Consider the following 12604-nt stretch of genomic DNA (forward strand, 5'->3'; position numbering starts at 1 on the left):
ATGTAGCCACGGGAGCGCATCCGCCGGGTCTGCGCTTGCGTGGCCACGTCGAGTACCAGGGACAGCTTCGGCTGTCCTTTTTGCATGGTGCTCTTCCACCGCGCCTTCATGCAAACTTCATCGAACAGGCCAGCTTGCACGCGACAAAACGACGCACATGAGGGACACTGGCACTCCGACCATCGCCGCGAAGCCTATCCCATGCGCCACCTGCCCTTGTTCCTGATTACCGCCCTGTGCCTGCCTTGCGCCGCCAGCGCCCAAGACACCCCCGCCACCATCGCGCAAGTCCTGCAAGCCCAGGACGGCGACAGCCATGGCGACTTGCGCGCCGTCGTCGTGCTGCGCGATGGGGCCGTCGTGGCCGAGCGCTATTACAACGGCGAGACGGCCGACACCCTGCACGACATCCGCTCGGCCGGCAAGAGCATCACCGCGCTGCTGGTGGGCGCAGCCGTGGCGCGCGGCCAGCTGGCGACAACAAAAACAGTGGGCGACTACTGGCCCGAAGTCGCTGGCAGCCCGGCGGGCAAGGTCGTCCTCGACGACTTGCTGACCATGCGTTCGGGCCTGGCCGCCTTCGATGAAGACGAACAGTCGCCAGGCAATGAAGACAAGCTCGATGCAGCGTCCGCCCCCGCCGCCTTCGTGCGCGGCGTGCCTGCCGCTGCGGCGCCGGGCAGCATCTACCGGTACAACTCGCTGGGTTCGTACATCGCGGGGCGCGTGGTGGAAAACGCCAGCGGCGCCGACCTGGAAGATGTCGCAGCCAAGGCGCTGTTTGCGCCACTGGGCATCACGCGCTGGAGCTGGGGCCGCGACGTGGCACACCACCCGAAAGGCCAGGGCAATCTGTCGCTGCGCGCACGCGACACGGCAAAAATTGGCCAGCTGGTGCTCGACGACGGCGCAGTTGACGGCAAGACGGTGATCGACGCCGCCTGGATCAAGGCCGCGCTGGCGCCGCGCGTGGCCATCGGCGCCGTGGACCGCTATGCCGACAGCTACGGCTATTTCTGGTATGCGAAGACGCAGGACATCGCAGGACAAAAGATCGCCGTGCATTTCGCCTCGGGCAATGGCGGCAACAAGATCTATGTGATACCCGCGCGCCGCATGGTGGTCAGCATCGCATCTGGCGCGTACGGCAAGGCTTATGGACAGCGCCGTTCGGAAGACATCCTGAAGGCCATCCTGAAGGCGGATGCAACGCAGATGTAAGCGTTTGTAATGACCGTCAACGCATGCGTCCGGGGGCGCGTTTTATGCTCAGTGACACGGGAATCATCCCGGCACCAACAGACATACCAGACAAACCACCACTGAGGACTGCACCATGAAAAAAGTAATTGCTACCCTGATCGCCGGCCTGTTCGCAACTGCAGCCTTCGCCCAAACCCCGGCAGCACCTGCGGCAGCTTCGGTACCCGCCAAAGTGGAAGCGGCCCACACCAAGGCCGTCGTGAAAGCGGACGCCAAGGAAGCGCAAGCCGTCGTCAAAGCGGATGCCAAAGAAGCGAAAGCAGTCGTCGCCGCCAAAACGGACGTCGCCAGCGCCAAGGCGGAAGCGGCCACCACGAAAGCCAAGGCACACCACAAGGCCAAGAAAACCAAGGCCAAGGCTGACGAAAAGCTGGCATCGGCCACCGCCGCTGCACCAGCACCAGCTCCTGCCAAGTAATTCAGACACACCTGACTGACCACACCATACCAAGGATACTAAAATGAAAAAAGTCATCGCCACCCTGATCGCCAGCCTGTTCGCCACCGCCGCTTTCGCCCAGACGCCAGCCGTCGCGCCAGTCGCTCCAGTGGCACCGGTTCCTGTCGTCGCCCCTGTCGCCAAGGCCGAAGCGCCGGCAGCAGCCGTCAAGCCAGCAACGCACAAGAAAGCCAAGCATCACAAGGCAAAGAAAGCCGCACCGGCAACGCCGGCAACTCCGGCCGCACCAGCAGCTTCCGCACCGGCAGCAGCGCCAGCCAAGTAATCGAGGCGACGCCAAACAAAAAGACAGGTTTTCCCTGTCTTTTTGTTCGTCCGCTTTTTCGTGTATTTATTTCGGCATCAGCACCGTGTCGATGACATTGATCACGCCATTCGATTGATACACATCATAGGTGCTGATGTTGGCGCTATTGCCGCCCTCGTCCATCACCACGATGTTGTGCATGCCGTTCATGGCGAACATCAGCTTGCCTCCGCTGGCCGTGGGCAGGGTGGCTTTGCCGTCATGCATCTTGATTTCCTTGGCCAGTGCCTTGAAGTCGTATTTGCCGGGCAGCACGTGGTAGGTGAGGATTTTCGTCAGGGTCGCCTTGTTTTCCGGCTTCACCAGGGTCTCGACGGTGCCGGCCGGCAGCTTGCCAAACGCCGCATTCGTCGGTGCGAACACGGTAAACGGGCCCTTGCCTTTCAGCGTATCGACCAGGCCGGCCGCCTTGACGGCAGCGACCAGGGTCGTGTGGTCGGCCGAATTGACGGCGTTGTCGACGATATCCTTGGACGGATACATGCTCTGGCCACCCACCATGGTCGTCATGTCGGCGGCAAACGGGGCGCTGGCGGCCAGCATGGACGTAATGAACAGTGCTGCGGGAACGAAGGTGCGCATGATGATATCTCCTGGATGACTGCGTTTGCATGATTGCAGGAGTACTTACGCGGCCTGGCCGCAAACGGATTCAACTGGCTGAAAACAAAAAAACGGCGCCGTGCAAGCGCACGACGCCGTTTCGCGATGTTTTCCTCGCCGCGGGCCGGGAATGCCAGCCCGCGGTGCCGGAAACTAGTTGGCCGCGACCTGCGGCTCCGTCTCGCCCCAGCCGCCGCCCAGGGCGCGGACCAGCGCCACCGTGGTGACGGCACGGTTGCCGCGCAATTGCACGGCGTTGCGCTCGATGGCCGCCAGGTTGCGCTGGGCGTCCAGCAGATCGAGATAGCTGGAACGGCCCGCGTCGTACAGCTTTTGCGCCAGGTCGGCCGAGCGGCGCGCCGAGACGACGGCTTCGTCGATCTGCTGCGTCTGGCCCGACAGGATGCGCAGGCCGGCCAGGTTGTCTTCCACCTCGGCGAAGGCCACCAGCACGCTCTGGCGATACGTCGCCACCGACTCTTCCAGCTGCGCTTCGCTGCGGCTCACGGCTGCCTTGTTGCGGCCACCGTCGATGATCGGCATCGACATCAGGGCGCCCAGCAGCCAGGAGCGGCTGCTCCACTTGAAAATATCCGAGAAGGTATCGGACGCGCCGCCACCGGAAGCGTTCAGGCTCAAGGCCGGGAACATGGCCGATTTCGCCACGCCGATGCGCGCATTCGACGCTTCCATGGTGCGCTGCGCCGACGCGATGTCGGGACGGCGCTCCAGCAGGGACGACGGCATGCCGGCCGGGATCACGGGCAGGAAACCGCTATCCTGCAGCGGGTTGACGGTCGCCGTGAAGCTGGCGGCAGGTTTACCCAGCAAGACAGCCAGCGCATGCTCGCTGGTGGCGCGCTGGCGCTGCAGGCCGATGGCTTCGGCGCGCGTGGTCGACAGCTCCGTGCGGGCACGGGACAGATCGAACTCGCCGATGTCGCCCAGGTCATAGCGGCGCTGGTTCACATGCACGCTTTCCTCGCGCAGGCGCACCGTCTGTTCCAGGGTCGCCAATTCGGCATCCGTGGCGCGCAGCTGGAAGTAGGTCTGCGCCACGTCCGCCTGCAAGGACAGCAGCACCGAGCGGTAAGTCGCTTCCACGGCCAGCGCATCGCTGCGCGAGGCGCTGACGTTAGCTGCCACTCTGCCGAACAGATCGACTTCATAGCTGGCCGTCAGGTTGGCCTGGTAGACGTTGGTGGCCGCCACCGGCGCGCCATTCGGCAAGCCGAGCGACACGGCAGAAGCGCGGTTGCGCTGGCCGCCCACGTTCACGCCCACTTGCGGAATGCGGTCCGCTTCGGCGATGCCGGCAATCGCCCTCGCCTGCTTGACGCGGGCGGCAGCGATGGCCAGGTTGGCGTTGGCTTGCGTGGCTTCGTTGATCAGGCTCGTGAGGGCCGGATCATTGAAGGCCAGCCACCATTCTCCGCGCGCCTGGCGCTCGGCGGGCACGCCCTGTTTCCAGCGCGTGCCATCGGCTGCCGTCTGCACGGCGGGCAAGCTTTGCGCTTCCTTGAACGCGGCAGGCGTCTCGATCTGCGGCTGCTTGAACTCCGGCGCCGCGCAGGCCGCCAGCAGCACGGCAGCTGCCATGGCGGTCAGCACAGGCTTGACGCGCCAGATGATTTCCTTGGTTTTCAATATATATCTCCTTCCAGGTCCAGCGCTGGCGCGGCGACAGGCTTGGCGGCAGCGGCGGCTGGTTTTTTCTCAAAACGCTGCGCCAGGGTGCGCAGCAGTACGTAGAACACGGGCGTCAGGAACAGGCCGAAGAAGGTCACGCCCAGCATGCCGGCGAAGACCGCCACGCCCATCGCATGGCGCATTTCCGAACCGGCGCCGTGCGAGAACACGAGGGGCACCACGCCCATGATGAAGGCGATCGACGTCATCAGAATCGGACGCAGACGCAGACGGCACGCTTCCAACGCCGCTTGCACGACGGTGCGGCCATGCTCTTCCAGTTCACGGGCAAATTCCACGATCAGGATCGCATTCTTCGACGCCAGCCCCACCAGCACGAACAGCGCGATCTGGGTAAACACGTTGTTGTCGCCACCGGTCAATTTGACGCCCAACAAGGCGCACAGGATCGACATCGGCACGATCAGGATCACCGCCAGCGGCAGGGTCCAGCTTTCGTACTGGGCGGCCAGCACCAGGAATACCAGCAGCACGCACAGCGGGAAGACATAGATCATCGTATTGCCAGACAAAATGTCCTGGTAGGTCAGCTCCGTCCATTCATACGCAATCCCCTGCGGCAGCACTTCCTTGGCGATGCGTTCCAGCGCGGCTTGCGCCTGGCCGCTCGATACGCCAGGTGCGGCACCGCCATTGAAGTCGGCTGCGGCATACGCGTTGTAGCGCTGCACGCGGTCAGGACCATAGCTGTCCTTGACGCGCATCAACGACGACAGTGGGATCATTTCGCCCTTGTCATTGCGTACTTTCAGCTGCGCGATATCCTGCGCATGCGAACGGAACGCCGCATCGGCCTGCACGCGCACCTGGTAGGTGCGGCCAAACTGATTGAAGTCATTCACGTACAGCGAACCGAGGTTGATCTGCAAGGTCTGGTAAATCGTTTGCAGCTGCACGCCCATCTGCTTGGCTTTCACGCGGTCGACGTCGGCGAAGAGCTGCGGCACGTTGATCTGGTAGCCCGAGAACACGCCTGCCAGTTCCGGCGTCTGGTACGCTTTCGCGGCCAGTGCCTGGGTGGCGTTGTACAGCGCGTCGTAACCGAGGTTGCCACGGTCTTCGATCATCATCTTGAAGCCGCCGATGGTACCGAGGCCGTTGACCGGCGGTGGCGGGAAGACCATGATGAAGGCGTCCTGGATACCGCCCAGGCGCTTGTTGATCTCGGCCGCGATGGCGCCGCCCGACAATTCCTTGGTGGTACGCTCGTCGAACGGCTTCAGCGTGGCGAACACGATACCGGCATTCGGCGCATTGGTGAAATCGTTGATCGACAGGCCGGGGAAGGCGATGGTCGATTCGACGCCAGGCACCGACTTGATGACGTCGGACATGCGGCGCACGACATCTTCCGTGCGGTCCAGCGAAGCGGCGTCAGGTAATTGCGCAAAGCCCACCAGGTATTGCTTGTCCTGCGCTGGCACGAAACCGGCCGGCACGGACTTGAAGGTGAAGATGGCGGCAACGACCAGCAGCGCATACACGCCCAGCGAGGCGCTCTTGCGGCCCAGCACGCCTTTTACACCCGCTTCATAGCGGTGCGAAGCGCGGCCGAAGAAGCGGTTGAACCAGGCAAAGAAGCGGCCGAAGACCATGTCCATGCCGCGCGTCAGCGCATCTTTCGGCGCATCGTGCGGTTTCAACAGCGCGGCAGACAGGGCTGGCGCCAGGGTCAGCGAGCTGAAAGCGGAGATCACGGTCGAAATGGCGATGGTCAGCGCAAACTGGCGATAGAACTCGCCCGACAGGCCGGGCACGAAGGCGATCGGCACGAACACGGCGCACAGCACCAGGGCGATGGCGACGATAGGACCGCTGACCTCTTTCATGGCCTGGATGGTGGCGTCGCGCGGCGACAAGCCTTCCTCGATATTGCGCTCGACGTTTTCCACCACCACGATGGCGTCATCGACGACGATACCGATGGCCAGCACGAGGCCGAACAGCGACAAGGTGTTGATCGAAAAGCCAAAGCCCAGCATCACTGCAAAGGTGCCGACGATGGAGACGGGAACGGCCAGCAGCGGAATGATCGAGGCGCGCCAGGTTTGCAGGAAGATGATCACCACCAGCACCACCAGGGCAATGGCTTCAAGCAGGGTATGGATCACGGCTTCGATGGACGAGCGCACGAACTGCGTGGGGTCGTACTCGATGCGGTATTCCACGCCTTGCGGGAAGTCTTTTTTCAGTTCGTCCATCTTGGAGCGCACGTCGGAAGACAGTTGCAGCGCGTTGGCGTTCGGCGCTTCGAAAATACCCATGCCGACGGCCGGATTATTGTTCAGCAGCGAACGCAGCGAGTAGCTGTTGGCGCCCATTTCCACGCGCGCCACGTCTTTGAGGTGCGTCACGGCGCCGTCGGCATTCGTGCGCACGATGATGGCGCCGAATTCCTCGGGCGTCTGCAGACGGCCCTGGGTATTGACGGTCAGCTGGAAGTCCGAGTTCTTCGCTGGCGAGGCGCCGATCACACCGGCGGCGACCTGCACGTTCTGCTCGCGGATCGCGTCGACGACGTCATTGGCCGTCATGCCGCGCGCCGCCACCTTTTGCGGATCGAGCCAGATGCGCATGGCGTAGTCGCCGGCGCCGAAGATCTGGATGTCGCCCATGCCGGGCAAACGGGCCAGCTGGTCCTTGACGTTCAGCACCGCGTAGTTACGCAAATACATGTCGTCATAGCGCTTGTTTGGCGAAACCAGGTGCACCACCATGGTCAGGTTGGGCGAGGACTTGACGGTCGTCACGCCGATCTGGCGCACTTCCTCGGGCAGGCGCGGCAAGGCGCGCTGCACGCGGTTCTGCACCTGCGTTTCAGCCTGCTCGACGTTGGTGCCGATCTTGAAGGTCACGGTCAGCATCATCGCGCCATCGGACGTGTTTTGCGAGGACATGTAGAGCATGTTCTCGACGCCGTTGATCTGCTCTTCGAGCGGCGCGGCCACGGTTTCGGCGATCACTTTCGGGTTGGCGCCCGGGTACTGCGCGCGCACCACCACGGATGGCGGCACGACGTCGGGATATTCGGAGATGGGCAGGCCGAAAATCGACAGCAGCCCGGCCACGAATATGACGATCGACAGCACCGCCGCGAAAATCGGCTTGTCGATGAAAAAGCGGGAAAAGTTCATGTTTATTCCTTGGAAGTCGATGCTGCTTTCGCGGCGATCTTGGCGTCTTTTACTTCAGGTTTCGCGGGGGCGACAGGCGCGGTCGGATCGAAATCCATGGCCACCATCTGCGGCGTCACGGGCGCGCCGGGGCGCACGCGCTGCAAGCCGTTGACGACGATCTTCTCACCCGCCTTCAAGCCTTCGCGCACCACGCGCAAGCCGTCCGAGGTCGGGCCCAGCTTGACGGCGCGGTATTCGGCCTTGTTGTCAGCGCCCACCACGTAGACGTATTTGCGGCTCTGATCCGTGCCGACGGCGCGGTCGCTGATCAGCAGCGCCGTGCTTTGCGCCTGCGGGCCGTTGCCGCCGTCGAGCTGGATGCGCGCGAACAGGCCCGGCACCAGCTGGCGCTCGGCGTTGGCGAAGGTGGCGCGCATGCGCACGCTGCCCGTGGCCGGATCGAGCTGGTTGTCGACGAATTCCAGCTTGCCTTCGTGCGGGAAGCCCGTTTCGTTGGCCAGACCGACCTTGACGGTGACGGGCGTGCCCTTTTGCGCCGTGCCGGCCACGCGCAGATAGGTATCTTCATCGCCGTCGAAGCTGGCGTAGATGCGGTCCGTCGACACCACCGAGGTCAAAATGGCGGAAGCGTCAATCAGGTTGCCGACGGTGATTTCCGCCTTGCTGACGCGGCCGCTGATCGGCGCCTGCACCTGCGTGTACGACAGGTTCAGTTTGGCCGCTTCATACGCGGCTTGCGCCGAGCGTGCATTCGCGTCCAGCTCTTTCAAGCCCGACGCTTTTTCGTCGAATTCGCGCTGGGCGATGGCTTTTTCAGCCAGCAGCTTTTCAGCGCGCGACAGTTCCAGCTTGGCCAGTTCCGCCTTGGCGCGGGCCGAGGCAGCCGTGCCTTCGGCGCGCGACACTTCAGCCTGGAATGGGCGCGGATCGATGACGAACAGCACATCGCCCTTCTTCACTTCGCTGCCCGGCTTGAAGTTGACGGCGGTGATGAAGCCACCCACACGCGAGCGGATTTCCACGCGCTCGATCGCTTCCAGGCGGCCCGAAAATTCCTGCGTTTCCGTGATCTGTTTTTCAACGACGGCGGCGGCCGAAATGGGCGGGCCGCCGGCCGCTGGCGCGTCGGGCACCTTGCTGTTGGCCGAATCGCAGCCCGCCAGGCTCACGGCCACCAGTCCTGCCAGCGCGAGCGAGGCAGCCAGGGGCTTCAGCAGAGTGGAAAATTGTTGAACGTTTTTCATTTTATTTCCCTGTTTTATGAAAATTTCTAATGGTATGGGCGGCAGGAAGCAACCCAACTGAAAAAGTGAATGGTGGTGCCATGGCGCCCGACGGCGCTCGATCAAAGGTAAACAGGCCGCCAGCTGCTTAAAAGCGGACGGGGACGACGAAGCTGGCTGTGCGAACGCACAACTCAGGCAAGATGGGAACTACACTGCATAGTGTAGCAACCGAAACTCAAAAAGTAAACTGATTAGTGTAATTTATTTGCTGCGCCGCGCACGGCGGCTTTATGACTCGGGCTCCTGCCCCAGTCCAGCGACAAAGCTGGCGATTTCGCTCAATACCTGCACCTTGCAGGCGCACTCATTACGGGCGGTCGCGTCTTGCAGCGGCGCGGCGGCCATGCGCCGCACGGTGGTCTTGATGCCGCAGGCGATCAGTTTGCTGCCGTATTGTTCAGCCTCGTCGCGCAATGGGTCGTCTTCGCTGGACAATATCAAGGCTGGCGGCAGATTCTTCAGGCGGCTCGACTGCAATGGCGACGCGTACGGATGGGTACGGTCAGCGGCATTCGGCAGATAGCCACGGTAGGCGGCGGCGCACTGGTCCGCCACTTCCGCCAGGTCGGGACAGCTCGGCAAGTGGCGCATCGAGCAGGTCGACAGGCCGGGATCGAGCATGGGCATGATCAGCACCTGGCCCGCGAGGGGCGGTCCGCCCCGGTCGCGCGACATCATGGCGCACACGGCGGCCAGGTTGGCGCCCGCTTCGATGCCCGACACCACCATCTGCTTGCCCGTCCAGCCCAGCTTGGACTTGTTCTTTTTCGCCCACAGCAGCACGGCATGCGCGTCTTCCACGGCGGCGGGGAATGGACGCACCTTCGCCAAGGTGTAGTTCGCGGCCAGCACCACATGGTCGGGGTTGCTCAGCACGAGACAGCGCAGGAAGTCGTCCGCATCGTCCAGGTCGCCGTCGACAAAGCCGCCGCCATGGAAGAAGACGATCAGGCTCGATTGCCTGGCGCCCGGCACGCCGGCCGTGTAGACGCGCGCGGCGAGCGCATCCTGCGCGCCCTGCACCTCGATGTCGCGTATCTTCAGCGCCTGGCCAGGAGCCAGCTCGGCCGCGGTGTCGGCAAAGCTCATTGCGCCACCACCGGCTGCACCGCAACATCGAGCACCGTGTCGTTCAGGCACAACAGGGCGACGCCACCGACTTCATGGGTCAGGGCGCTATAACCGCTGGCTTCGCTTTGCGCCGCCAGTGAATACGCATCCGTCGATACCATCGCGGCCAAAGCCAGTACACTCGCCACGAGGGCGAATACTGCAAAGTTTCCATTCCGATGACCCATGATCTCTCCTGTTGTACTGCCTGCGGCATCACATTTATGCTGCAGTACAACAACTATAGACTTGATCTACAATCTGATAAAGAGTGCAATGACGAATTGATTGTTCAGGATTCTGAATAATCACGGATAAAGTGATAGGAATTCAAGTGAACAAGCTGCAAGCCATGGAAGTTTTCATCCAAGTCGTCGATGCGGGCGGCTTTACGCGCGCGGCGGAAAACATGCAGCTGCCGAAAGCCACCGTGTCGACCCTGATCCAGTCGCTGGAAGCGAGCCTGTCGGTTAAATTGCTCAACCGCACCACGCGCCATGTCAGCATCACGTCCGATGGCGCCGCCTATTACGAACGCTGCGTGCGCATCCTGTCTGACGTGCGCGAGGCCGAGGAATCGCTGTCGCGCACGCGCCTGAGCCCCAGCGGACGCCTGCGCGTGGATGCGCCCACGGCCCTGGCCAGCGAACTGATCATCCCTGCCCTGCCCGACTTCTTTGCCCGCTACCCGGATATCTCGCTGGAACTCGGTTGCAGCGACCGCCCCGTCGACCTGATCGAGGAAGGCGTCGACTGCGCCGTGCGCGGCGGCGAATTGGGCGACCTGAACCTGATCGCGCGCCGGGTCGGCGTGCTGCACTTCATGACGTGCGCGTCGCCCGGCTACCTGGCGCACCACGGCACGCCGCTGCACCCGGACGACCTGCCGCGCCACCGCGGCGTGAATTTTTTCTCCGCCAAGACCGGCAAAACGTTTGACTGGGATTTCACGCGCGCCGGCGAACGCATCCAGGTTGCCATGCCCAGCCATATCGCCCTGAACGACTCGAATGCCTACACGGCCGCCGGCCTGGCGGGCCTGGGCATCGTGCAAATGACGCATTTCATGCTTGCGCCGCTGATAGAACAGGGCAAAATGGTGGAATTGCTTGGCGAATGGGAATCCGACCCGCTGCCCATCCACGTGATCTATCCGCCCAACCGCCATCTGTCCGCCAAGGTGCGCGTGTTTGTGGAATGGGTCGCCGACATGTTTACCAACCACCCGGCCACGCAGCTCAAGGGCAAGAGCAGTCCCGCGAGCGCGCGCGCCACACTGACCGAGGCCCAGCCATGACAGCAGCAAGCAAATCGCCGCACCCGCACCGCATCGTCTTTCTCGACCGCGACAGCCTGATCGCCAGCGTGCGTCCGCCCGCCTTCGCGCACAGCTGGGAAGAATATCCACATACCAAGGGCAGCGAACAGACGGTGTCCCGCCTGCAAGACGCCAGCATCGCCATCACGAACAAGGTGCCGCTGCGCGCGGCCGAGCTGGCGCAATTGCCGGACCTCAAAATGATCGCCGTGGCCGCCACCGGCACGGATATTGTCGACCTGGCCGCCTGCCGCGAACGGGGCATCGTCGTGGCGAATATCCGCGACTATGCGCGCGCCACCGTGCCCGAGCACACGCTGGCCCTGATGCTGGCCCTGCGCCGCCAGCTGGTTGCTTACCGCGCCGATGTGGAAGCGGGCCTGTGGCAGGCGTCGGAACGCTTCTGCCTGTTCGGCCACCCGATCCGCGACCTGGCCGGCAGCCGCCTGGGTTTGCTCGGCTACGGCGCGCTGGGCAAGTCCGTGGCCCAGCTGGGGCGCGCCTTCGGCATGCAGGTGCAGGTGCACAACCGCTCGCCTATCGATGAGAACGGCGTGACGCAAGTGAGCTTCGAGGACTTGCTGACCACTTCCGACGTGCTCAGCCTGCACCTGCCCTTGACGGACACCACGCGCAACATCATCGGCGCGCAAGAACTGGCGCGCATGCAGCCGACGTCGCTGCTGATCAACACGGCGCGGGGCGGCCTCGTCGATGAAGCGGCGCTGGCCGATGCATTAACGCGTGGCGTGATCGCCGGCGCCGGTTTCGACGTGCTATCGAAGGAGCCGCCCCTGCCCGACAACCCGCTGTTGAATTTGCGCCTGCCCAACTTCATCCTCACGCCGCACACGGCCTGGGCCAGCGGCGAAGCCATGCAAAAGCTGGCCGATATCCTGATCGGCAACGTGGAAGCATTCGAACGCGGTGCACCGACGAACGCGGTGGCATGAGCGTATTGCAGGAACTCGATGAACTGCTGGCGCTGGACGACGATGAATACGACCGCCTCGACCTGTTTCTCGATGCGGACGAGCTGATCGGGCAATTGCGGACGGACGACGTGCCCGCGCTGCTGGCCCTGTGGCACGCACGCGGGCTGTGCTGGCAGCAACGTTTTACCCAGGCCAGCGCCAGCATTGACGGCACCGTGCTGCGCGCCCTGCTGGCCGGTTTGCTGCAGATCAAGGAGGCCACCTACGGCGTGTTCGAATTGATGACGCGCTTGCCAGCGACAGCCGACGCCTCCCCGCTCAGCGACGCCCTGCTCGATTACGCCGGGCAAGCCTGGCATGCGGCGGGACCGACGCGGCAGCGGCAAATCCAGATCAGTTGCTGGAGCTGCGGACTGTCGGGCCGCCTGTTGAAACGGCTCGGTTTGTCCTCATGGAAAGAAGCGGGCTTGTAGGA

12 protein-coding genes are annotated in these 12604 nt (G+C 63.3%); 6 read left to right on the forward strand and 6 right to left on the reverse strand.

The features are described 5' to 3' along the window. Positions 1 to 201 precede the first annotated feature (201 nt). The 3 genes from AC3IQ7_RS19780 to AC3IQ7_RS19790 all read left to right on the forward strand — a co-directional run bounded on the left by AC3IQ7_RS19780 (position 202) and on the right by AC3IQ7_RS19790 (position 1988). Positions 202 to 1221 carry a serine hydrolase domain-containing protein gene (locus tag AC3IQ7_RS19780; RefSeq protein ID WP_489207108.1) on the forward strand — a complete coding sequence of 340 codons (1020 nt, stop codon included), beginning with the start codon at positions 202 to 204 and terminating at the stop codon, positions 1219 to 1221. Between the two features lie 115 nt (positions 1222 to 1336). After that, positions 1337 to 1681 carry a hypothetical protein gene (locus AC3IQ7_RS19785; protein WP_099378708.1) on the forward strand — a complete coding sequence of 115 codons (345 nt, stop codon included), beginning with the start codon at positions 1337 to 1339 and terminating at the stop codon, positions 1679 to 1681. Between the two features lie 43 nt (positions 1682 to 1724). Beyond that, positions 1725 to 1988 (forward strand): hypothetical protein, encoded by a 264-nt coding sequence (locus tag AC3IQ7_RS19790; RefSeq protein ID WP_099378707.1) that lies wholly within the window; start codon positions 1725 to 1727, stop codon positions 1986 to 1988. Positions 1989 to 2054: 66 nt separating this feature from the next. Here AC3IQ7_RS19790 and AC3IQ7_RS19795 read toward each other — a convergent pair whose 3' ends face one another. The 6 genes from AC3IQ7_RS19795 to AC3IQ7_RS19820 all read right to left on the reverse strand — a co-directional run bounded on the left by AC3IQ7_RS19795 (position 2055) and on the right by AC3IQ7_RS19820 (position 10064). After that, entirely contained in the window at positions 2055 to 2612 is a 558-nt protein-coding gene (locus AC3IQ7_RS19795; protein ID WP_099400581.1) for a fasciclin domain-containing protein, read from the reverse strand. Between the two features lie 174 nt (positions 2613 to 2786). Further along, positions 2787 to 4232 carry an efflux transporter outer membrane subunit gene (locus tag AC3IQ7_RS19800; RefSeq protein ID WP_489210489.1) on the reverse strand — a complete coding sequence of 482 codons (1446 nt, stop codon included), beginning with the start codon at positions 4230 to 4232 and terminating at the stop codon, positions 2787 to 2789. A gap of 44 nt (positions 4233 to 4276) precedes the next feature. Further along, positions 4277 to 7477 carry an efflux RND transporter permease subunit gene (locus AC3IQ7_RS19805; RefSeq protein WP_322427741.1) on the reverse strand — a complete coding sequence of 1067 codons (3201 nt, stop codon included), beginning with the start codon at positions 7475 to 7477 and terminating at the stop codon, positions 4277 to 4279. 2 nt (positions 7478 to 7479) lie between these two features. Next, positions 7480 to 8724, reverse strand: coding sequence for an efflux RND transporter periplasmic adaptor subunit (locus AC3IQ7_RS19810; RefSeq protein WP_489207109.1), 1245 nt, complete (start codon positions 8722 to 8724; stop codon positions 7480 to 7482). Positions 8725 to 8994: 270 nt separating this feature from the next. Then, entirely contained in the window at positions 8995 to 9855 is an 861-nt protein-coding gene (locus AC3IQ7_RS19815; RefSeq protein ID WP_099378703.1) for an alpha/beta hydrolase, read from the reverse strand. Continuing rightward, positions 9852 to 10064 carry a hypothetical protein gene (locus AC3IQ7_RS19820; RefSeq protein ID WP_158301236.1) on the reverse strand — a complete coding sequence of 71 codons (213 nt, stop codon included), beginning with the start codon at positions 10062 to 10064 and terminating at the stop codon, positions 9852 to 9854. The genes AC3IQ7_RS19815 and AC3IQ7_RS19820 overlap by 4 nt, the downstream gene beginning before the upstream one ends. A 146-nt stretch (positions 10065 to 10210) precedes the next feature. Here AC3IQ7_RS19820 and AC3IQ7_RS19825 point away from each other — a divergent pair, with 146 nt between their 5' ends. Genes AC3IQ7_RS19825 through AC3IQ7_RS19835 form a run of 3 tightly spaced genes read left to right on the forward strand, consistent with a single transcriptional unit; the run spans position 10211 to position 12602 of the window. Continuing rightward, positions 10211 to 11173: a LysR family transcriptional regulator gene (locus AC3IQ7_RS19825; protein WP_099378702.1), complete on the forward strand. Its 963-nt coding sequence runs from the start codon at positions 10211 to 10213 to the stop codon at positions 11171 to 11173. Then, positions 11170 to 12147 (forward strand): D-2-hydroxyacid dehydrogenase, encoded by a 978-nt coding sequence (locus AC3IQ7_RS19830; protein ID WP_489207110.1) that lies wholly within the window; start codon positions 11170 to 11172, stop codon positions 12145 to 12147. Before AC3IQ7_RS19825 ends, AC3IQ7_RS19830 begins: the two co-directional genes overlap by 4 nt. Then, on the forward strand, positions 12144 to 12602 hold the full coding sequence (locus AC3IQ7_RS19835) for a hypothetical protein (RefSeq protein ID WP_489207111.1): 459 nt from the start codon (positions 12144 to 12146) through the stop codon (positions 12600 to 12602). Before AC3IQ7_RS19830 ends, AC3IQ7_RS19835 begins: the two co-directional genes overlap by 4 nt. The last annotated feature ends 2 nt before the right edge of the window (positions 12603 to 12604 follow it).

Source organism: Janthinobacterium sp. GL_088, assembly GCF_057837845.1.

Coding starts and splice junctions, on each gene's coding strand:
- AC3IQ7_RS19780 (WP_489207108.1), top strand. CDS start 202: ATGCGCCACCTGCCCTTGTTCCTGATTACCGCCCTGTGCCTGCCTTGC.
- AC3IQ7_RS19785 (WP_099378708.1), top strand. CDS start 1,337: ATGAAAAAAGTAATTGCTACCCTGATCGCCGGCCTGTTCGCAACTGCA.
- AC3IQ7_RS19790 (WP_099378707.1), top strand. CDS start 1,725: ATGAAAAAAGTCATCGCCACCCTGATCGCCAGCCTGTTCGCCACCGCC.
- AC3IQ7_RS19795 (WP_099400581.1), bottom strand. CDS start 2,612: ATGCGCACCTTCGTTCCCGCAGCACTGTTCATTACGTCCATGCTGGCC.
- AC3IQ7_RS19800 (WP_489210489.1), bottom strand. CDS start 4,232: ATGGCAGCTGCCGTGCTGCTGGCGGCCTGCGCGGCGCCGGAGTTCAAG.
- AC3IQ7_RS19805 (WP_322427741.1), bottom strand. CDS start 7,477: ATGAACTTTTCCCGCTTTTTCATCGACAAGCCGATTTTCGCGGCGGTG.
- AC3IQ7_RS19810 (WP_489207109.1), bottom strand. CDS start 8,724: ATGAAAAACGTTCAACAATTTTCCACTCTGCTGAAGCCCCTGGCTGCC.
- AC3IQ7_RS19815 (WP_099378703.1), bottom strand. CDS start 9,855: ATGAGCTTTGCCGACACCGCGGCCGAGCTGGCTCCTGGCCAGGCGCTG.
- AC3IQ7_RS19820 (WP_158301236.1), bottom strand. CDS start 10,064: ATGGGTCATCGGAATGGAAACTTTGCAGTATTCGCCCTCGTGGCGAGT.
- AC3IQ7_RS19830 (WP_489207110.1), top strand. CDS start 11,170: ATGACAGCAGCAAGCAAATCGCCGCACCCGCACCGCATCGTCTTTCTC.
- AC3IQ7_RS19835 (WP_489207111.1), top strand. CDS start 12,144: ATGAGCGTATTGCAGGAACTCGATGAACTGCTGGCGCTGGACGACGAT.